General features: G+C 66.0%; 16 protein-coding genes, 1 tRNA gene and 1 pseudogene. 12 read left to right on the top strand and 6 right to left on the bottom strand.

All coding sequences use genetic code 11. From position 1 onward, the window contains the following. Positions 1–447, bottom strand: coding sequence for a hypothetical protein (locus tag MI302_RS04090; RefSeq protein WP_038032602.1), 447 nt, complete (start codon positions 445–447; stop codon positions 1–3). Positions 448–530: 83 nt separating this feature from the next. Here MI302_RS04090 and prfB point away from each other — a divergent pair. Next, a protein-coding gene (gene prfB, locus MI302_RS04095) for a peptide chain release factor 2 (protein ID WP_239726295.1) occupies positions 531–1629 on the top strand; the annotation gives its coding sequence in 2 pieces (ribosomal slippage) (positions 531–581 and positions 583–1629; 1098 coding nt in all). A gap of 1 nt (position 1630) precedes the next feature. Here prfB and phoU read toward each other — a convergent pair. The 3 genes from phoU to MI302_RS04110 are packed head-to-tail and all read right to left on the bottom strand — an operon-like array spanning position 1631 to position 3911. Next, positions 1631–2293, bottom strand: coding sequence for a phosphate signaling complex protein PhoU (gene phoU / locus MI302_RS04100; protein WP_019549874.1), 663 nt, complete (start codon positions 2291–2293; stop codon positions 1631–1633). Positions 2294–2307: 14 nt separating this feature from the next. Further along, complete coding sequence (locus MI302_RS04105; RefSeq protein ID WP_239726296.1) at positions 2308–3201, bottom strand: HAMP domain-containing sensor histidine kinase; 894 nt, start codon at positions 3199–3201, stop codon at positions 2308–2310. After that, complete coding sequence (locus tag MI302_RS04110; protein ID WP_019549876.1) at positions 3198–3911, bottom strand: response regulator transcription factor; 714 nt, start codon at positions 3909–3911, stop codon at positions 3198–3200. Before MI302_RS04110 ends, MI302_RS04105 begins: the two co-directional genes overlap by 4 nt. Before the next feature lie 125 nt (positions 3912–4036). Between MI302_RS04110 and MI302_RS04115 the strand changes: the two are divergent. Then, positions 4037–5099: pseudogene (locus MI302_RS04115) on the top strand (integrase core domain-containing protein); the annotation flags it as partial. Positions 5100–5147: 48 nt separating this feature from the next. Continuing rightward, a tRNA-Val gene (locus tag MI302_RS04120) sits at positions 5148–5222 on the top strand. A gap of 51 nt (positions 5223–5273) precedes the next feature. Here MI302_RS04120 and MI302_RS04125 read toward each other — a convergent pair. Together MI302_RS04125 and MI302_RS04130 are read right to left on the bottom strand one after the other, a co-directional pair. Then, positions 5274–5990: an MIP/aquaporin family protein gene (locus MI302_RS04125; RefSeq protein WP_239726297.1), complete on the bottom strand. Its 717-nt coding sequence runs from the start codon at positions 5988–5990 to the stop codon at positions 5274–5276. Next, the gene (locus MI302_RS04130; protein ID WP_239726298.1) at positions 5974–7875 is read right to left on the bottom strand and encodes a phospholipase D-like domain-containing protein; all 1902 of its coding nucleotides are present in this window, start codon (positions 7873–7875) and stop codon (positions 5974–5976) included. The genes MI302_RS04125 and MI302_RS04130 overlap by 17 nt, the downstream gene beginning before the upstream one ends. Between MI302_RS04130 and MI302_RS04135 the strand changes: the two genes are divergently transcribed. From MI302_RS04135 to gcvPB, 9 genes are all read left to right on the top strand, one after another. Then, positions 7876–9405 (top strand): HD domain-containing protein, encoded by a 1530-nt coding sequence (locus MI302_RS04135; RefSeq protein ID WP_239726299.1) that lies wholly within the window; start codon positions 7876–7878, stop codon positions 9403–9405. Positions 9406–9412: 7 nt separating this feature from the next. After that, complete coding sequence (locus MI302_RS04140) at positions 9413–9910, top strand: histidine phosphatase family protein (RefSeq protein WP_239726300.1); 498 nt, start codon at positions 9413–9415, stop codon at positions 9908–9910. A gap of 149 nt (positions 9911–10059) precedes the next feature. Beyond that, the gene (locus tag MI302_RS04145; RefSeq protein ID WP_239726301.1) at positions 10060–11790 is read left to right on the top strand and encodes an NAD-dependent malic enzyme; all 1731 of its coding nucleotides are present in this window, start codon (positions 10060–10062) and stop codon (positions 11788–11790) included. Between the two features lie 4 nt (positions 11791–11794). Then, complete coding sequence (locus tag MI302_RS04150; RefSeq protein ID WP_239726302.1) at positions 11795–12739, top strand: DNA double-strand break repair nuclease NurA; 945 nt, start codon at positions 11795–11797, stop codon at positions 12737–12739. After that, a complete protein-coding gene (locus tag MI302_RS04155; protein ID WP_239726303.1) occupies positions 12739–14472 on the top strand; it encodes an ATP-binding protein in 1734 nt (577 codons plus the stop codon). The genes MI302_RS04150 and MI302_RS04155 overlap by 1 nt, the downstream gene beginning before the upstream one ends. A gap of 15 nt (positions 14473–14487) precedes the next feature. Further along, positions 14488–15537: a glycine cleavage system aminomethyltransferase GcvT gene (gene gcvT / locus MI302_RS04160; protein ID WP_239726304.1), complete on the top strand. Its 1050-nt coding sequence runs from the start codon at positions 14488–14490 to the stop codon at positions 15535–15537. Between the two features lie 18 nt (positions 15538–15555). Continuing rightward, a complete protein-coding gene (gene gcvH, locus MI302_RS04165; protein ID WP_015716597.1) occupies positions 15556–15942 on the top strand; it encodes a glycine cleavage system protein GcvH in 387 nt (128 codons plus the stop codon). A 117-nt stretch (positions 15943–16059) separates the two neighbouring features. Then, positions 16060–17376: an aminomethyl-transferring glycine dehydrogenase subunit GcvPA gene (gene gcvPA, locus MI302_RS04170; RefSeq protein WP_239726305.1), complete on the top strand. Its 1317-nt coding sequence runs from the start codon at positions 16060–16062 to the stop codon at positions 17374–17376. Next, positions 17373–18797: an aminomethyl-transferring glycine dehydrogenase subunit GcvPB gene (gcvPB, locus tag MI302_RS04175; RefSeq protein WP_239726306.1), complete on the top strand. Its 1425-nt coding sequence runs from the start codon at positions 17373–17375 to the stop codon at positions 18795–18797. The genes gcvPA and gcvPB overlap by 4 nt, the downstream gene beginning before the upstream one ends. Positions 18798–18856 lie beyond the last annotated feature (59 nt).

An 18856-nucleotide genomic window follows, 5' to 3' on the forward strand; every position in this document is an offset into this window, starting at 1 on the left:
TCACGCGTAGAGGCGTAGGGCCTCGGGGAAACGGAACAGGAGGCGGTCCCGTACCTGCTCGGGGTGGTAGGCCTTTTCCACGTAGCCCGCGGCCCGGAGGGCCTCCAGCACCTCTTTGGCCACCTGACGGTCCCCCTCCAGGCGGAGGGCGAGGAAGGCCAGGGCCTCTTCCTCCTCATCCCCCTCCCCCACGAACTCGGGGTATTCCTGGTCCAGGGCCCGCATGAGGGCCTTGAGGTCCACGGGGCGGCGGGTGAAGGCCCAGCGGGGCCTTTCGCCCGGAAGGAAGTGGGCGTAACCCTGGGCCTCGAGGGCCCGGGCCAGTTCCAGGGCCTCCGGCTGGGGTATCCCCCGCCCTAACAAGAGGGTCACCAAAGCCTCCCGCTCCCCCGGCAGGCCCTGGGGATAGGCCTCTTGTAGGCTGGCGGCCAGCTTCTGTAAGTCCATAGCATAACTATCATACATCCTTAGCCTATTAGACGCAAGGGTGCTTGTATCGGGCTTCGCCTTTCCCTATACTGAGATGCGGTATGGACCTGGAACTCTTGCGCGAACGCCTGGATAGCCTCCGGGGGTATCTTTGACATCCCCGGAAAGGAAGCCCGTTTAAAGGAGCTGGAGAAACGCCTGGAAGACCCGGCCCTCTGGCAGAACCCGGAGGAGGCTAGGCGGATAAGCCAGGAGGCCGCCCGCCTGCGGCGCACGGTGGATACCTTCCGCTCCCTGGAGAGCGACCTCGAGGGCCTCCTGGAGCTGTGGCAGGAGTTTCCCGCAGAGGAGCGGGAGGCCCTTAGGCCTGAGCTTCTGGAGGCGGCCAAGAAGCTGGAAAGCCTTTACCACGAGACGCTTCTTTCCTTCCCCCATGCGGAGAAGAACGCCATTCTCACCATCCAGCCCGGAGCCGGGGGCACAGAGGCCTGCGACTGGGCGGAGATGCTTTTGCGGATGTACACCCGTTTCGCCGAGCGCCAGGGGTTCCAGGTGGAGGTGGTGGACGTGGCCCCCGGGGCGGAGGCGGGCATCGACTACGCCCAGATCATCGTCCGGGGGGAGAACGCCTATGGCCTCCTCGCCCCCGAGGCGGGGGTTCACCGCCTGGTCCGTCCCTCCCCCTTTGACGCCTCGGGGCGCCGCCACACCTCCTTCGCTGGGGTGGAGGTCATGCCCGAGGTGGACGACACCGTGGAGGTGGTCATCCGGCCCGAGGACCTGCGCATCGACGTGTTCCGCTCCCAGGGGCACGGGGGCCAGGGGGTGAACACCACCGATAGCGCCGTGCGCATCGTGCACCTGCCCACGGGGATCACCGTCACCTGCCAGACCACCCGGAGCCAGATCAAGAACAAGGAGCTGGCCATGAAGGTTCTCCGCTCCCGGCTTTACGAGCTGGAGTGGAAGAAGAAGCAGGAGGAACTCAGGAAGCTCCGGGGCGAGGTGCGGCCCATCGAGTGGGGAAGCCAGATCCGTAGCTACGTCCTGGACAAGCAGTACGTGAAGGACCACCGCACGGGCCTCATGCGCTTTGACCCCCAGAACGTCCTGGACGGGGACCTCCTGGACTTCATCTGGGCGGGGTTGGAGTGGAAGGCGGGCCGCCGCCAAGGGGTAGAGGAGGTGGAAGCCGAGTAGCTTAGTAAACGTCCTCCGGGGCCTTGTACACCTCCCCGGTGAGCCAGTAGATGACCCTTTCGGCGATGTTCTCCAGGTGGTCCCCAAGCCGTTCGTAGCTCCGGGCCACCCGCATGAGGGTGAGGGCCTTGGTGAGGGTGCGGGGATCTTCCAGCATGTAGGTGATGAGCTCCCGGGTCACCTCCTCGTAGAGGCCGTCCACCTGGTCGTCCATCTCCACCACCTTGCGGGCAAGCCCGGGGTCCCGCTCGGCCACCGCCTTGCCCAGGGTGTCCATCATCTCCAGAAGCCTCTTGCCCATCTCGGGGAGGGTGACGTAGCGCTTAAGGGGGGGTTCCTGCGCCAAAAGGAGGGCGTCCTCGGCCACGTGCATGGCGTAATCTCCGGCCCGTTCCAGGTCGGTGAGGGCCTTGATGATGGTGAAGATGAGCCGAAGGTCCGAGGCCACGGGCTGGTGCCGGGCGATGACGGCTACGGCCTGGTTCTCGATCTTAAGCTCCAGGGCATCCACCTCCTGGTCCTTGGCGATGACCTCTTCGGCCTTGGCCCGGTTCCCCTCCACCAGGGCCTCCGTGGCCTTTTGGGTCATCTCCCGAACCAGGGAGAGCATCCTCAGGGTTTCCCCCACCAGTTCGTTTAGGGCTTTGTCCAGTACCTCGCGCATCTCGCCTCCTTGCCTCAGTTTAGAGGAAGAGCCACGCCAAAAACGTTCTCGGCCCCGTCCCTCAGGGCGTAGGCCTCCCCACCCAGGCCCTGGGCGATCCGGCGTACCAGGTAGAGGCCCAAGCCCTGCCCGGCTCCTCCCTGGAACCCCCGGTGGCGGGGCAGGAAGAGGAGTTCGTAATCCGGAAGTTCCGGCCCTTGGTCCCGCACCTCCAGCAAAAGGCGCCCCCCCTCTTCCTGGGAGAGGAGGCGGATGGGATCTTGGCCGTACTTGAGGGCGTTGTCCAGAAGGTTAAGGAGGATCTGGAAGAGGGCCTCGGGGTCGGTGTGGGCGGTGTGGGGCAGGTGGACCTCCACCCGCCTTTCCCGGATTTTCTCCCTAAGAAGCCTCTCCAGGCGAGGCCAGAGCTCCTCCAGGGGGAAGGTGCGCTTGGGGCCCGGTTGGGTGAGGGAGAGGTCCCGCACCAAGCGGGATAGGCGGGCCACCTCCCCCTTGAGGAGGTCCAGCACCTCCTTCTCCTGGGGGGTCCTGGGGGTGAGGGCCTCGAGGAGGGGCCCCATCCCCGCCAGGGGGGTGCGAAGCTCGTGGGCCAGGGCCTGGGTGGCTTCCTCCAGGGCCTCCAGGCGCCGGCTTAGCTCCGTTTCGTCCAGAAGGTAGAGTCTGCCAGGAAGGGCCCTCACCCTAAGGGTACGGCTTCGCACCTCCAGGGTGCGCTCGCCCCCGTGGAGGGCCAGGGCCTCGAGGCGGTGGTCCCGGAGGGCGAGGAGTAGGGGGCGGCCCACCACCTTTTCCCGGCTCACCTCCAAAAGCTCCTCTGCCTTGGGGTTCAGGTAGAGGACCTGCCTGTCCCGGTGAAGGACCAGGCCCTCCAGGGCTTTCTCCCAGGCCTCGGCCAGAAGTTCGTTCACCCTTCCCCTTTGGTCTGGCTGGGACCGTGGTTCGCTTCTTGCGGGGCCACCTTGAAGCGGTACCCCATGCCCCGCACGGTTTCCAGAAAGCGAGGGGCCTTGGGATCTTCGTCTAGCTTCTCCCGGAGCTGGAGCACGTGCTGGTCCACCGTCCTCGGGGTGCCCAGGTAGTCCTGACCCCAGACCGCTTCCAGAAGCTCCTCCCGGGAGTAGACCCGGCCCGGGCGCTGGGCCAGGAAGGCCAGCAGTTCAAACTCCCGCCGGGTTAAGGGTAGGGGCCTGCCGTCCAGGCTGGCCTCCTTGCGCTCCAGGTCCAGGAGAAGGGGTCCGCGCCGGAGCACCTTTCGCCTGCCCGCACGGCGCAGGAGGGCCTCGAGGCGGGCCAAAAGTTCCTCGGTGGCGAAGGGTTTTACCAGGTAGTCGTCGGCCCCTCGGGAAAGCCCCTCCACCCGATCCCGGACCTCGGCCCTGGCGGTGAGCATGAGGACGGGAAGCTCGGGGTAGGCTCCTTGACGCATACGCTCCAGGAGCCGGGTGCCGGGTTCGTCGGGGAGCATCCAGTCCAGGACCACGGCTTCCGCCTCCCGCAACCTTGGCCAGGCTTCCTGGGAGGTGGCGGCCTCCAGCACCCTGTGTCCGGCTTTTTCCAGGGCCAGCCGCACCCCAAGCCGCACCGCTGGCTCGTCCTCCACCACAAGGACCGTGGCCACGACCTTAGTCTAGCCCGAGCCTTGTCAGAGGAAGGTCAGGGCCTTTGCTGAACCCGGACAGACACATGTGAGACTGGACGAGTAAAAATGTGGGGACCACTCCAGAAGAGAGGGGGTCCCCACGAATGCAGCTTACCACGGTTGGCAAAGAGGTTTTGCGGGGAGCGCGGAAGGCCCGGGAACTCCAAGAGGCCGGGGCCGGCGATCCCACGGTTCAGGACCGCTTACGGAAGCTCAAACAGGTGGAGGCGCTCAGGAAATACCGGGTGGGCTGGCCCGAGATCCAGGAGCTTTTGGGGATCAGCCGGGCCACCTACTACCGCTGGGAAAGGGCCTTGAGGGAGAGGGGCCTAGCCGGACTAAAGCCCAAGTCCCGCCGCCCCAAGCGTACACGGGGAAAGGTGCAGTGGAAACCTGAGCTCCTGGTCAGGGTAGAGGTTCTCCGGAGGGCGAACCCCACCTGGGGGCGGTGGCCCATCTGGCTGACCCTCCGGAAGGAGGGTTTTTCGGTGAGCGAACGCACGGTGGGGCGTATCCTGGCTTACCTGGAGGGGAGCGGACGGGTGGAGAGCGTGGCCAGTTTTTTGGCCAGGAGGGGAAGGGGAAAGGGAAGGGGAAGGCCAAGGAGACCCTACGCCCACAGGAAGCCCCGGGGATATCAACCGCAAGCCCCTGGGGACCTCATCCAGGTGGACACCCTTATGGTGAGCCTGGGGCCTGGGGAGGTGGTGCGGCACTTTTCGGCGGTGGACCTGTTTACCCGGTATGCCCTGGGGGAGGTGCATAGCCGGGCCACGGCGAGGCTGGCAGGGGAGTTTCTATCCCGACTGGTGGCCCAGGCGCCTTTCCCCATCCGAGCGGTGCAGGTGGATGGGGGTAGCGAGTTCATGGCGGAGTTTGAGATGGCGTGCCAAGGCCTGGGCATCGCTCTTTTTGTGCTGCCTCCCCGGAGTCCTAGGCTTAACGGGCACGTGGAGCGGCTGCAACGGACTTTTAGGGATGAGTTTTACACCCGACCTTTGCCCACGAGGGTTAGCGAGCTACAGGTGGAGCTTAATGCCTACCTGGACTACTACAACCGCAGGAGACCCCACATGGCCCTGGGTGGCCTTGCCCCCCTGGAGTTCTTGGCTAAGATACGGGAGGGGTCGGTTCCCCAAGCTGTCTCAAATGTGCTGGCCGAATACATTTGCTTGACAGGCCTCCTTGGCCCATGCTACCCTGCAAAAGGCCTGGGGGCGGCTAGCTCAGCGGAAGAGCGCTCGCCTCACACGCGAGAGGTCGTAGGTTCAAGTCCTACGCCGCCCACCACGAAGAGAACACAAAACTTCCCCCCTCGCTACCGAGGGGGGAAGATGCTTTCTAGCTATCCAGCGCCCGGTACACGGCTACCGCCCCCAGGGCTCCCAGGATGGGGAAGAGGGCGGGGACCAAGAGGTAGGGGCTGGCTGCGCCCTCTACCCCAAGGATCCAGGCCAGAAACCTGGGGGCAAGGTCCCGGGCAGGATTCAAGGCGAAGCCTCCAGGTCCTCCGAGGCCGTACCCCACGGCTGCCACGGTGAGGGCCAGCCAGAGGGCCGCCATGCGCCCGTCCTTGCCCGCCGCCAGGATCACGCTCATGAGGGCGAAGGTGCCCAGGGTTTCCGCCACTGCCGGACCAGTCCAGGCGTAGAGGGCTTCCGGTTCCGTGCGCAAAAAGCCGGGTCCCGTGCTGAACACGTTGGGCATCCCCTGGGCCAGAAGGCCTTCCCGGTAGGCGACAAAGGCTCCGAGAGCACCCAGGAATCCGCCCAGGAACTGGGCCACCAGGTAGAGGGGCACGAGACGCCAGGGGAACAGGCGGCCCGCAGCCAGGGCCAGGGTGACCGCGGGGTTGAGATGGGCCCCCGAAAGGGAGCGGCTGGTCAGCACCCCCACCAGCACCGCCAGGCCCGAGCCCAGGGCCAGGGAGTCGTAGCCGTAGGCCCCCGGGGAAAGCCGGGGCTGTAGGACCGCATTGACGGCGCTTCCCACGGTGAGGAGGACGAGAAGCAACGTCCCCAACACCTCACCCACAAACGCCCTACCAACGATGCGCATCCTGGTTGCCTCCCCAAAGGGGTTCCTCGCCTTTAGGGGTAAGAAGGAAGCTATTCCGATTATCCCGGATCTGGCGCTTGAGTACCCGGAGGACCTGCTTTTTGGCTTCCTTGTCCAGGATGGGGAAGAGGAGTTCAAAGCGGCTTTGGAAGTTCCGGGGCATGGCATCCGCGCTGGTGAGGTAAACCCTCCAGGTTCCTCCGGCCCGGAAGGCGGCCACCCGGGCGTGTTCCAGGAAGCGCCCCACCAGGCTTTTGGCCCGGAAGGCGGGGTGGAGGAGGGTGAGGGTGCTCCGCACCAGGAGGTCTACCCGGGCCCCTGCCTCGGCGGCCTGGACCAGGGCCTGGAGAACCGCAGGATCCGTGAGGTGGTTGAACTTCAGGATTATCCGGCCCTTGGGGTGGGTCTCCTTGGCGATTTCCTCCACCAGGAGGTTGCGGATGGCCTCCCCGGTCCTGAGGAGGGAGAGGGCCAAAGAAGCCTCGAGGCCAGTTTCACCCGGGCTTACTACCTCCGAGGCCTGCTTTGCGGCCAGCCCGCCCAGCCCTTCCCCGGGAAGGCTAGCCCGCATGGCCTGGAAGAAGCTGTGCACCTCCCGCACCACCTCGTGGCGCCCCGTGAAAAGCGAGAAGTCGGTGTAAAGACGCCCGTTTTGCGGGTTGTAGTTGCCCGTGCCCAGGTGGACGTATCCCTTTCCCTGGTGGGTGAGGAGGAGCAGGGCCTTGGCGTGCACCTTGCGCTCGGGTAGGGGGAGTACCTCCACCCCGGCCCGGAGGAAGCGCAGGTACCAGTGGAGGTTCAAAAGCTCGTCGAAGCGGGCCCGTCCCTCCAGGAGCACGTGCACCTTTTTCCCGGCCCGCGCCGCCTGGATGAGAGCCTCGGCCAGGGGGTTCTCCTCTCCGATGCGGTAGAGGGTGGCCCAGACCTCGGCCACCTCAGGGGAGAGGGCCTCCTGGGCGAAGCGCTCCACGGCGGCGTAGTCGGCAAAGGGGTGGTAGAGGAGGAGGTCCTTGCGGTCCAGGTGGGCCAGGGGTTTTTTCAGGAAGCCCCGGGGCCGCTCGGGCTTCAGGGGCGGGAAGAGCCATTCCCCAGGGCCCTCAGCCACCAGCCTTTCCACCAGGGTGAGGTTCAGGGGTGGGGGCAGGAGGAAGACCTCCTCCGGGGTAAGTTCCAGGGTTCCCCGGAGCGCTTCCAGCCAGGCCTCGGGGAAACCCTCCTCCACCACCAGCAAGGTGGCCATCCCCTCCTGACGCCCCTCCAGGGACTGGGCCAGCTCGTCCCAGTCCGCCCGGGCCCGCTCGCTTTCCAGAAGCCGAAGCACCCTGAGCTCGTAAAGGGGAGAAGGCTCCGGCAGGAAGAGGTCGCTTCGGGCCCGCATCAGGGCTCCCAGGCGCACGTAGGTTCCGTCCCGCCCGGGGACGGGGAGCAGGCGGGGAAGATCCTGGGGCAGGCGCACCAGGTAGTCCTCCGAGGCGAAGTAGAGGGCTCCGTGGGAAAGGTCGGAGGCAGCCTCCCAGGGGATGAGGTCGGTGCGGGGGGCCACCACTTCTGCCAGGTAAACCCGGAAGTAAAGCCAGTCCTCCTCGTCCAGATCCTGGGGCTCCAGGACCTCGAGGCGGGGACGGGCCTCCCTTAGCAAAGCCTGATAGCGCTGGCAGGCCAGCCTGGCCTGGGCGTAGGCTTCCTCCAGCAAGGCCCGGTGGGCCGGGCTCCCCCGCTTTTCCCAGAAGGGCTTGGCGATGCGGGCAGCGAAGAACTCGTCCAGGTTTCGGTTCCAGATGGCCAGAAAACGCATCCTCTCCAGAAGAGGGAAATCGGGCCGCTCCGTTTGCAGGAGGACCCGGCGGTTAAACTGTAGCCAGCTGGCCTCGGGTAGGAGGTGCATTTGTTAAAGATTACGCCCGGCGAAAGTCAGAACAAGGTCAAGCCCCGTTCCCTGGCCATCATGGACCTGGGCTCGGGCACCTTCCGCCTGGTGGTGTACGAATACGAGCCCGGCCGTTCCTTTCACCTGGCGGACGAGTTGCGGGAGCCCGTGGCTTTGGGGGAGGGGCTTAGCCGGGGGCGGATTAACCCCCAGGCTCTGGAGCGGGGAAAGAAGGCCCTGAGGGCCTTTGCCGACTTTCTCAGGGCGGTGGCCCCGGACGAGGTGCGCATCCTGGCCACCAGCGCCATCCGGGACAGCGAAAACGGCCGGGAGATCCTGGAGGAGGCCCTGGCCCTGGGGCTTTCCCCCAAGCTTCTTTCCGGGGAGGAGGAGGCCCGGCTTGGGGTGTTGGCGGTGGCCAACGCCCTGCCCCTAGAGGAGGCCTTGGTGGTGGACCAGGGTGGGGGGAGTGCCCAGGTTTCCCGCATGCAGGGGCGTCGGTTCCTGTGGGGCAGGGCCCTTCCCTTGGGGGCCTTGCGCCTCACGGAGGGGTTTTTGGCTTCCGACCCGCCCGCCAGGGCCGAGGTGAGGGCCCTGGTCCAGGCGGTGATGGCCCACCTCGAGGCCCTGCCCCTGGAGCCCGGCGTGCCCGTGGTGGGCCTGGGGGGAAATGTCCGGGCGGTGGCCCGCCTGCACCAGAAAAGGCGGGGCTATCCCCTGGATTTCGTGCACGGCTACTACCTGCCCCGGGAGGGAGTGGAGGAGCTTTACGAGGACGTGCTGAGCTTGAGCTTGAAGGCCCGTTCGGAGCTTCCTGGCCTCCAGCAGGACCGGGCCCGGACCCTTCCCGCCACCTTGGTGCTGCTCCGCACCCTGCTGCGCCATACCCGGGCCCCGGGCCTCTGGCTGAGCGGGATGGGGATCCGGGAGGGTGCCCTTTTCCAGCACCTCCTGCCCTCGCCCCACCTTCTCCCCGACCCCCGGGCCTTTGCCGTGGAGAACCTCTTCCGCCGCTATCCCTTTCGGGCGGACCACCGGGAGCGGGTGAAGGCCTTAGCATTGGCCCTGTACCGTGGCCTTTCCCCCCTGCACGGCTACGGCCCGGAGGAGGAGCGCCTTCTCCTGGAGGCCGCCCACCTTCACGACATCGGCATGCACCTGGGCTACCACGAGCACCACAAGCACGGGGCCTACCTGGTCCTCTCCGAGCCCCTCTTGGGAACGCCCCACCGGGAGCAGGTTTTCCTGGCCCTTTTGGTGCGCTACCACCGGCGCGGAGAGCCTTCTTTGGGAGGCTACCGCAACCTCATGGCCCGGGGGGATGGCAAGAGGCTTTGGCGCCTGGCTGCCCTGCTTCGCCTGGCGGAGATGCTGGAGCGCACCCGTTCCGGCCGGGTGAAGGGGGTGCGGGTGGAGCTGGGAGAGAGGGTGCGCCTGACCCTGGAGGCGGAGGAGGACCCGTGGGTGGAGCGCCTGGAGGCGGAGAAGCAAGGGGGGCTTTTCCAGGAGGCCTTCGGGCTTCCCCTCGAGGTGGTGTGGGGAAGATAATGTCCCAATGGAGCTCCTCCTGGTACGGCATGCCCTGGCCCTGCCTCCCGAGGGAGAGGGGGAGGAGGCGGACCGCCTCCGTCCCTTGGCACCCCGGGGGGTGCGGCGGTTCCGCAAGGTGGTGCGGGGCCTTCGGGGGCTTGGGGTCAAGCTGGATCTGATCCTCACCAGTCCCAAGCGACGGGCCCTGGAAACCGCCGAGCTCCTGGCGGACCTCCTGGAGGGGGAAACTCGGGTAACTCCCCTCCTGGCGGCCCCACCCTCGGAAGCCCTCCTGGCCGAGATACCCCATCAGGGCCGGGTGGCCCTGGTGGGACATGAACCTTACCTTTCCACCCTCCTGGCTTGGCTTCTCCTGGGGAACTTCATGGGGGCCTCGGCCCGGGAGCCCCTGGGGGCCCGCTTCCCCTTGAAGAAAGGAGGCGTAGCCTGGCTGGAGGGGAACCCTGTGCCCGGGGGGATGGTGCTTAAAGCCCTGCTTCCGCCCAAGGTTTTCCGGCTGTGAGTGAGTTTCCATCCTTGGCCTCTGGCAAACCCCTTGAGGGTTTTCTGTCGCCGAGAGCCATGTGCCCGTCCTATCCTTTCGTGTGGACTTGGCCCGACCAGGACGTTCCTACCCTAGCCCTACGGCCTGGGGAGTGGAAGAATAGGGCTATGCCGGTTAGCCGCTATTACGATGTCAAGCGGGATGAGCGAGGCGAGCGCTACCTGGAGCCCTATGTTTCCGGTTTCCTTCTGCTGAGGCTTCCCCTCCTCAACAAGGGCACGGCCTTCACCGAGGAGGAGCGGAGAGCCCTGGGCCTCGAGGGCCTTCTTCCCCCCCATGTGAACACCCTCGAGGAGCAGAAGGAGAGGGTCTACCGCCGCTACCGCCTTATCCAGAGCCCTTTGGAGAAACACATCTACCTACGCCACCTCCAGGACCGCAACGAGGTGCTCTTTTATGCCCTTTTGGTGGACCACCTGGAGGAGATGCTGCCCATCCTCTACACCCCCACGGTGGGGGAGGCGGTGCGGGAGTTTTCCCACATCTACCGGTACCCCCGGGGCTTCACCGCCAGCACCAAAAACATCGACCGCCTCGAGGAGGCCCTGGCCAATGTTCCCCTGGAGGAGGTCCGCCTCATCGTGGCCACAGATTCTTCCGCCATCCTGGGGATCGGGGACCAGGGGTATGGGGGCATGGCCATCTCCATCGGGAAGCTCACCCTTTACACCGCTGTGGGGGGTGTGGGACCCGACAAGACCCTTCCCGCGGAGCTGGACGTGGGCACGGACCGGGAGGACCTCCTCACGGATCCCCTGTACCTGGGCGTGCGGCACAGGCGCCTGAGGGGTGAGGAGTATTATCGCTTTTTGGACCGCTTTGTGGAGGCGGTGCGCAGGCGCTACCCCAAGGCCCTGATCCAGTGGGAGGACTTTGCCAAGGAGGCGGCTTTTAATGTGCTGGAGCGCTACCGCAAGGTGGTGCCCTCCTTCAACGACGACATCCAGGGCACAGGGGCGGTGGCTTTGGCAGGGGTGCTCTCCGCCTGCCGTCTGAAGGGGGAGAAGCTTTCCGACCAGGTGGTCGTGATCTATGGGGCGGGCGCCGGGGGCATCGGGGTGGCCTGGGCCTTGCGGGAGGGGATGAGGCGGGAAGGCCTTTCCGAGGAGGAGGCCCGGGCCCGGGTGCTGGTGCTGGATTCCAAGGGCCTCCTGGTGGAAGGCTGGAGCATGGAGGCTTACAAGCAACCCTATGCGCAACGGCGGGAGCGCATCGCCGGGTGGGAGTTTGCGGGTTCCTACCCCAACCTCTTGGAAACCATCCGCAACGCCCAGGCCACCGTGCTTTTGGGGCTTTCCGGCCAGGGGGGAAGCTTTACCGAGCCGGTGGTGCGGGCCATGATGGAAAACACCCCTCGCCCGGTGATCTTTCCCCTTTCCAACCCCACCTCGGCCTCCGAGGCTCTTCCCGATGACCTCATCTACTGGACCGAGGGAAGGGCCCTGGTGGCGGCGGGAAGCCCCTTTCCCCCTGTGGGCTACATGGGGCGGACCATCCCCATCGGCCAGGGAAACAACGCCTTCATCTTCCCGGGCCTCGGCCTAGGGGCGGTTTTGGCCCGGGCCCGGGAGGTGACGGACGGGATGGTGCTGGAGGCGGCCTATGCCCTTTACGACTACACGCAAGGCCACTTCCCCGAGTTTCTTTACCCCCCGGTTTCCCGGCTGAGGGAGGTTTCCCCTTACGTGGCGGCCCGGGTGATGCAGAAGGCCCTCGAGGAGGGCGTGGCGGAGGAGGAACGGGTGAAGGGCCTTTCCTTCAAGGGGCTTATGGAGTTCGTGCGTAGCCGCTTCTGGGAGCCCAAGTACCTCCCCTATCGCCCGGCCCCGGTAATCTAAGGGCATGGCCTGGCGGCTTTACTCCCTGGATCTTTCCCGCCTCGAGGGCACGGCAGGGGAAGTTCTTTCTGGGGCCCCGGAAGGCGCTGAGGAGGGCTACCCTGCCAGCTTCCAGCCCCTGGAGGAGCCATGGGAGGCCAGAAGGGCTGATCCCGTGCCCTGGCCCGAGCCCCTTTACTTCGTGGACGGCCGGGAACGCGGGGAGGCGGTGCTTTCCGACGGGAGGAGGCTTGCCCTCTTGGGGTGCGTGGCCGCCGGTGCCGTGGTTTATCAGCAAGGGAATATGCGCCTGCTGGAAACCAGGGTGCGCCGGGTGGGGGTGGGGTTGGAGGAGGCCTTGCGCCTGGGGGAGCTGGTGTACGAACCCCTGCCCCTCGAGGGCCCTCCAAGCCCGGGGGACGTCCTCAGGGCCCTTCAGGAGGGTTTGCGGAAGGCCAGGACCCTCTTGGAGGAGAAGCTGGCCGGGGCCCTCGCAGGAGGCCTTCTCGTGGTGGACGGTCCCGTGCGCTTAAGGCGGCAGGGCCCGGTTTTGGGGTACATCAAGACCCACTGGGCCCGTTACCTCCCCGAGGACCGGGAAGCCCTCCTCTCCACCCTGAAGCCCGGGGAGCGCACCCCCATGTTCAGGGTGCGCCGGAAGGGGCAGGAACTGGCCAGCTGGTACCTGCGCCTGCCCCTAACCCCGGAGGGGGTGCGCCCGCCGGAAAGCGGGCTTCTGCGGGTGGAAACCCCGCTACAAGGGGATTTCGGCGCCCTGGCGGACCTGTCCTTAAGCCTCTTTCCCGCCTTGGCCTCCCACCCGGTGAAGGACCCCAGGGCCCCGCAGAACCTTCTGCCCGTTGGCGGGCTTGAGCGGGAGCTGGCCCGCAGGATGGGGAGCCGCGAGGTGGTGGCCCGCATCCTTGCCCGGCACCAGGATAGCCTGTCGGCGGATCAGGGAGGTGGTTGATGGAGCGCATCGGGGTGGTGTTGGGCAGGCGGGAGGCCACCCCCCTGGAGTTCTGGGTGGGGGTGGAGGGGGAGGGCCTTCTGCGCCTGGACGACCTGGTGGTGGTGGAGGGGTTTCACCCCAAGGTAGGCAAGGTGCGCTACTTCGGCATGGTGGACCTGGTGGCCAAGGCCCACGAGGGGGAAAGCTTTGACACGGATGTCTTCTTGGCGGTGCAGGGGAAGATCCCCGTGAGCCTGGCCTACGTGGCCCATGTGAGCGTGACCCGTATCGTGCCCGAGGAGTTTTTCCCCCCCGATCCCGGCTCCGCTGTGTACCTGGCCCGGGGGGAGGACCTGGAGCTTGCCCTTTACTACGACGCCATGAAAAACCAAAGGGGAAGCACCAAGCTTCCTGCGGGGTTTTTAAAGAGCGGGGAGGTGGCCTACCTGAACCTGGAGTTCCTGAACGGGGTGAAGGGGGGGCATGTGAACATCTCGGGCATCAGCGGGGTGGCGGCCAAGACCAGCTACGCCACCTTCCTCCTGAAAAGCCTTTTGGAAAGCGAGGTCCTCGAGGAGGCCCACCAGGCCCGGGTACTCCTATTTAACGTGAAGGGGGAGGACCTCCTCTTCCTGGACAAGCCGAACCTAAGGCTTTCCGAGGAGGCCAAGGAGGAGTACCGCCGCCTGGGCCTTCCCCCCACCCCCTTTGGAAGCGTGCGCTTCCTGGCCCCGCCCAAGAAGGGAGAGGAGGGGATTCTCCCCGATGTGGAAACCCGCCTGGAGGGGGTGAAGGCTTACCATTGGGACCTGGTGCAGTTTGCCCAGAAAGGGCTTCTCCCCTTCCTCTTCACCGACAAGGGGGCCCTCACCAACCTGGGCTTCCTGGTGGCCCACGTGACGGAGAAGCTGAGGCGGCTTGCGGAGGGGCAGAAGGGGCCCCACCTCCTGGTGGCGGACTGGCCCGGAGGGGAGCTTCCGGAGGACATCACCTTTGACGACCTGGGCAGGGTGCGGTTGAAAAGCTTCTCCGACCTGGTGCGCTACCTGGAGTACAAGCTTTTGGGCCCCGAAACCGGGGAAGGGGAGGGGGACCGGACCTGGGTCGCCCGCCAGGCCCGCCCTACCCTCGAGGCCTTTGTCCGGCGCCTCCGTTCAAGCGTGGAGAACGTGGGCCACCTAATCCGGGGAGACCGCAAGGGCAACCCCCCGGACCCCCTCTCGGGAAGCCACCAGGTGCACGTGGTGGACCTGGCCAAACTCTCCCCCCAGGGCCAGATGTTCGTGGTGGGGAGCCTTCTTTCCGACCTCTTCGCCAAAAAGGAGCGGGGCCAGTACCGGGGCCGGGTTTTTGTGGTGCTGGACGAGCTCAACAAGTACGCTCCCCGGGACGAGGAAAGCCCCATCAAGGACGTGCTCCTGGACATCGCCGAACGGGGCCGCTCCCTAGGGGTGATCCTCATCGGGGCCCAGCAGACCGCCAGCGAGGTGGAAAGAAGGGTGGTGGGCAACGCCGCCATCCGGGTGGTGGGAAGGCTGGATGCCGCCGAGGCCGAGCGGCCCGAGTACCGCTACCTTCCCACCTCCTTCCGCCAGCGGGCCCTGATCCTGCCCCAGGGGATGGTGATCCTGCACCAACCGGAGATCCCCGTGCCCCTATTGGTGCGCTTTCCCTTCCCGGCCTGGGCCACCAAGCGGGAGGAGGTCCTCGAGGACAACTCCGCCGAGGCCTTGAGGAGGGAGTTCTTTTAGTAGGATGGGGCTGCCATGAAGCGGACACCCCTTTATGAAGCCCATCTGCGCCACGGGGGGCGCATGGTGGAGTTTGCCGGCTATGCCCTTCCCCTGCAGTACACCTCCATTGTGGAGGAGCACCTGGCGGTGCGCCGGGGGGCTGGGCTTTTCGACGTGAGCCACATGGGGGAGTTCCTCATCCGGGGCAGGGAGGCCCTGGCCTTCCTCCAGTGGGCCACGGCCAACGATGCCGCCAAGCTAAAAGTGGGCCGGGCCCAGTACTCCATGCTCCCCAACGCCCGAGGGGGGGTGGTGGACGACATCTACCTGTACCGGCTCGGCGAGGAGGAGTACCTCATGGTGGTGAACGCCGCCAACATCGCCAAGGACTTCGCCCACCTTAAGGAGCTCTCCCGGGGCTTTGCCGTGGAACTCACCGACCTCTCCGAGGAAACCGCCCTCCTGGCCCTGCAGGGTCCCAAGGCGGCTTCCCTCCTCCAGGGCTTGACCGACGCCGACCTTTCCCAAAGGAAAAGGAACGACGTGTTCAGCGCCCGGGTGGCGGGCCGGCCCGCCCGCCTGGCCCGCACCGGGTACACGGGGGAGGATGGCTTTGAGCTCTTTCTGGCTCCCGAAGATGCCGAGGCGGTCTTTGAAGCCCTTTTGGAGGCGGGAGCGACCCCGGCGGGCCTGGGAGCCCGGGACACCCTGAGGCTGGAGGCGGGGTTTCCCCTTTACGGCCACGAGCTTACCGACGACATCAACCCCCTTTGCACCCCCTGGGCCTGGGTGGTGAAGAAGGAGAAGGATTTCCACGGCAAGGAGGCGATGCTGGCCACGCCGTGCGCTGAGAAACTCGTCGGCCTGGTGCTGGAGGCGGGGATTCCCCGGGAGGGGTATAGGGTATACTCCGGCGACCGGGCGGTGGGCCGGGTGACCAGCGGGGGTTATTCTCCCCTCTTGGAAAAGGGCATCGCCCTGGCCTACGTGGAGAAGGAGGCGCAGGAGCCCTTCTTTGTGGAGGTTCGGGGGCGCAAGGCGGGGGCTTCCCTTAGCCCATTGCCCTTTGTGCCGCTAAAATAGCGGGGGTTAGGAGGCGCTATGGACATACCCAAGGACCGCTTTTACACCAAGACCCACGAGTGGGCCCTGCCCGAAGGGGACACGGTTTTGGTGGGCATCACCGACTACGCCCAGGATGCCTTAGGGGACGTGGTGTACGTGGAGTTACCCGAGGTGGGGCGCAAGGTGGAGAAGGGCGAGGCGGTGGCCGTGGTGGAGAGCGTGAAGACCGCCTCCGACATCTATGCCCCAGTATCGGGCGAGGTGGTAGAGGTGAACACCGCTTTGGAGAAGACCCCGGAGCTCATCAACCAGGACCCCTATGGGGAGGGCTGGATCTTCCGCATCCGCCCCTTGGACATGGGGCACCTGGATGACCTGCTGGATGCCGCTGGCTACCAGGAGGTCTTGGAGAGCGAAGGGTAAGGCGGCTGGTATGGCGAGCTCTGGGCTTTGGGGTGCCCGGATGTCCTTAGCCGGGCGGCAGAGCCCTTCTGTGGCCCCGGGTCAAATGGCCCGGGGGTTTTGTTTAAGGATGATCCTATGGACTACACGCCCCATACCGAGGAAGAGATCCAGGCCATGCTGGAACGGGTGGGGGCCGGAAGCCTCGAGGACCTTTACCGGCACCTGCCAAAGGAGGTTTTAAACCCCGAGATTGCCCTGCCCGAGCCCTTGCCGGAGTGGGCGGTGCTGGAGGAGCTCAAGCGGCTTGCGGGGAAAAACCAACCGGCCTTTAAGGCTTTTTTGGGGGGTGGGGTTCGTAGCCACCACACCCCGCCCGTGGTCCAGGCCCTGGCGAGCCGGGGGGAGTTTTTGACCGCCTACACCCCCTACCAGCCAGAGGTGAGCCAGGGGGTTTTGCAGGCCACCTTTGAGTACCAGACCATGGTGGCGGAGCTTGCGGGCCTCGAGGTGGCCAACGCTTCCATGTACGACGGGGCTACTGCCCTGGCGGAGGGGGTTCTTCTGGCCCTCAGGGAAACGGGAAGGATGCGGGTCCTGGTTTCCCAGGGAGTACACCCGGAGTACCGGGAGGTGCTTAGGAGCTATTTGGAGGCGGTGGGGGCGGAGCTCATCACCCTGCCCCTGGAGGGGGGCCGCACCCCCGTGGGGGAGGTTCCCGAGGGCACGGGGGCGGTGGTGGCGCAAAACCCCAACTACCTGGGGGCTTTGGAGGATCTCGCCCCCTTGGCGGAGAGGGCCCATGGGGTGGGGGCGCTTTTCGTGGCGGTGGCCGACCCCCTTTCCCTGGGGGTCCTGGAGCCCCCCGGGGCCTACGGGGCGGACATCGCCGTGGGGGATGGACAGGTGCTGGGGCTTCCCATGGGCTTCGGCGGGCCCCACTTCGGGTACCTGGCTACCCGGAAGGCCTTCGTGCGCCAGATGCCCGGGCGGTTGGTCTCGGAAACCGTGGACGCCGAGGGAAAGCGGGGCTACATCCTCACCCTCCAGGCCCGGGAGCAGTACATCCGCCGGGCCAAGGCCAAGAGCAACATCACCACCAACGCCCAGCTCACCGCCCTCATGGGGGCCATGTACCTGGCGGCCTTGGGGCCTTTGGGGCTTAAGGAGGTGGCCCTGAAAAGCGTGGCCATGGCCCACCGCCTCTGGGAGCTTCTTTTGGAGATCCCGGGGGTGGAGCCCTTCACCCCAAAGCCCTTCTTCAACGAGTTTGTTCTCAGGCTTCCCAAGGAACCTGAGGCGGTGCGGGAAGCCTTGGCGGCAAGGGGCTTCCATGCCGCCACCCCGGTGCCGAAGGAGTACGGGGAGAACCTCGCCCTTTTTGCTGCCACGGAGCTCCACCGGGAGGAGGACCTTTTGGTTCTACAAGCGGCCATGCGGGAGGTGTTGGCATGAGCTACCCCTTGATCTTTGAGCGAAGCCGCCCGGGAAGGCGGGGCCTTAAGCTGGTGGAAGTAGTCCTTGAGGCCAGCCGGTATATCCCGGAAAAATTTCTACGGAAGAACCCCCCAAGGCTTCCCGAGGTGGACGAGCTCACCCTGGTGCGCCACTACACCGGACTTTCCCGCCGCCAAGTGGGGGTGGACACCACCTTCTACCCCTTGGGTAGCTGCACCATGAAGTACAACCCCAAGTTGCACGAGGAGGCGGTGCGGCTCTTCGCCGACCTTCATCCCTACCAGGACCCCAGGACCGTCCAGGGGGCCTTGGAGCTCATGTGGCAGCTTTCGGAGTACTTGAAGGCCCTCACGGGCATGGATGCCATCACCCTGGAGCCCGCCGCCGGAGCCCACGGGGAGCTTACCGGGATCCTCATCATCCGCGCCTACTACGAGGACCGGGGGGAGGGGAAAGAGAGGCGGCTGGTTCTGGTGCCGGATTCCGCCCACGGCTCCAACCCCGCCACCGCCAGCATGGCGGGCTACCAGGTGAGGGAGGTTCCCTCGGGGCCGGATGGGGAGGTAGACCTCGAGGCCCTGAAGCGGGAGCTTGGTCCCCACGTGGCCGCCATCATGCTCACCAACCCCAACACCCTGGGCCTTTTTGAGCGGCGCATCCTGGAGATCTCCCGCATCAGCAAGGAGGCCGGGGTGCAGCTTTACTACGACGGGGCCAACCTGAACGCCATCATGGGCTGGGCCCGGCCGGGGGACATGGGCTTCGACGTGGTCCACCTGAACCTGCACAAGACCTTCACCGTGCCCCACGGGGGGGGTGGTCCGGGCTCGGGGCCCGTGGGGGTGAAGGCCCACCTGGCTCCCTACCTCCCCGTGCCCACGGTGGAGAGGGGCGAGGAGGGCTTCTACCTGAACTTTGACCTTCCCAAGAGCATCGGCCGGGTGCGGAGCTTTTACGGGAACTTCTTGGCCTTGGTAAGGGCCTGGGCCTACATCCGCACCCTGGGGCTAAAGGGCCTCAAGAAGGCGGCCGCCCTTTCCGTGCTCAACGCCCGTTACCTCAAGGAACTTCTCAAGGAGAAGGGGTACAAGGTGCCCTACGACGGCCCTTGCATGCACGAGTTCGTGGCCCAGCCCCCCCAGGGCTTCCGCACCCTGGACCTGGCCAAGGGGCTTTTGGAGATGGGCTTCCATCCCCCCACCGTGTACTTCCCCTTGATCGTTAAGGAGGCCCTGATGATCGAGCCCACGGAAACCGAGGCCAAGGAGACCCTCGAGGCCTTCGCCGAGGCCATGGGGGAGCTTTTGCAAAAGCCCAAGGAGTGGCTGGAGGGGGCTCCCTACACCACCCCGGTCCGGCGGCTGGACGAGGTCCGGGCCAACAAATACCCCAAGCTCACCTTTTTCGACCGGGAGTAGGAAGGAAGAAAGGGAGGGGCGCTGGGCCGCCTACCGGGGCTCCCAGCCTGGCGAAGCCA

Origin of the sequence: Thermus sp. NEB1569, from assembly GCF_022385295.1 — a bacterium.
GTDB lineage: Bacteria > Deinococcota > Deinococci > Deinococcales > Thermaceae > Thermus > Thermus scotoductus.

What these genes read in the sequence shown, in the direction of transcription:
- MI302_RS04130 (WP_239726298.1), bottom strand. Translation starts at nt 7,875, where the DNA reads ATGCACCTCCTACCCGAGGCCAGCTGGCTACAGTTTAACCGCCGGGTC.
- gcvPB (WP_239726306.1), top strand. Translation starts at nt 17,373, where the DNA reads ATGAGCTACCCCTTGATCTTTGAGCGAAGCCGCCCGGGAAGGCGGGGC.
- MI302_RS04145 (WP_239726301.1), top strand. Translation starts at nt 10,060, where the DNA reads ATGCCGGTTAGCCGCTATTACGATGTCAAGCGGGATGAGCGAGGCGAG.
- MI302_RS04140 (WP_239726300.1), top strand. Translation starts at nt 9,413, where the DNA reads ATGGAGCTCCTCCTGGTACGGCATGCCCTGGCCCTGCCTCCCGAGGGA.
- MI302_RS04155 (WP_239726303.1), top strand. Translation starts at nt 12,739, where the DNA reads ATGGAGCGCATCGGGGTGGTGTTGGGCAGGCGGGAGGCCACCCCCCTG.
- MI302_RS04125 (WP_239726297.1), bottom strand. Translation starts at nt 5,990, where the DNA reads ATGCGCATCGTTGGTAGGGCGTTTGTGGGTGAGGTGTTGGGGACGTTG.
- gcvH (WP_015716597.1), top strand. Translation starts at nt 15,556, where the DNA reads ATGGACATACCCAAGGACCGCTTTTACACCAAGACCCACGAGTGGGCC.
- phoU (WP_019549874.1), bottom strand. Translation starts at nt 2,293, where the DNA reads ATGCGCGAGGTACTGGACAAAGCCCTAAACGAACTGGTGGGGGAAACC.
- gcvT (WP_239726304.1), top strand. Translation starts at nt 14,488, where the DNA reads ATGAAGCGGACACCCCTTTATGAAGCCCATCTGCGCCACGGGGGGCGC.
- gcvPA (WP_239726305.1), top strand. Translation starts at nt 16,060, where the DNA reads ATGGACTACACGCCCCATACCGAGGAAGAGATCCAGGCCATGCTGGAA.
- MI302_RS04150 (WP_239726302.1), top strand. Translation starts at nt 11,795, where the DNA reads ATGGCCTGGCGGCTTTACTCCCTGGATCTTTCCCGCCTCGAGGGCACG.
- MI302_RS04090 (WP_038032602.1), bottom strand. Translation starts at nt 447, where the DNA reads ATGGACTTACAGAAGCTGGCCGCCAGCCTACAAGAGGCCTATCCCCAG.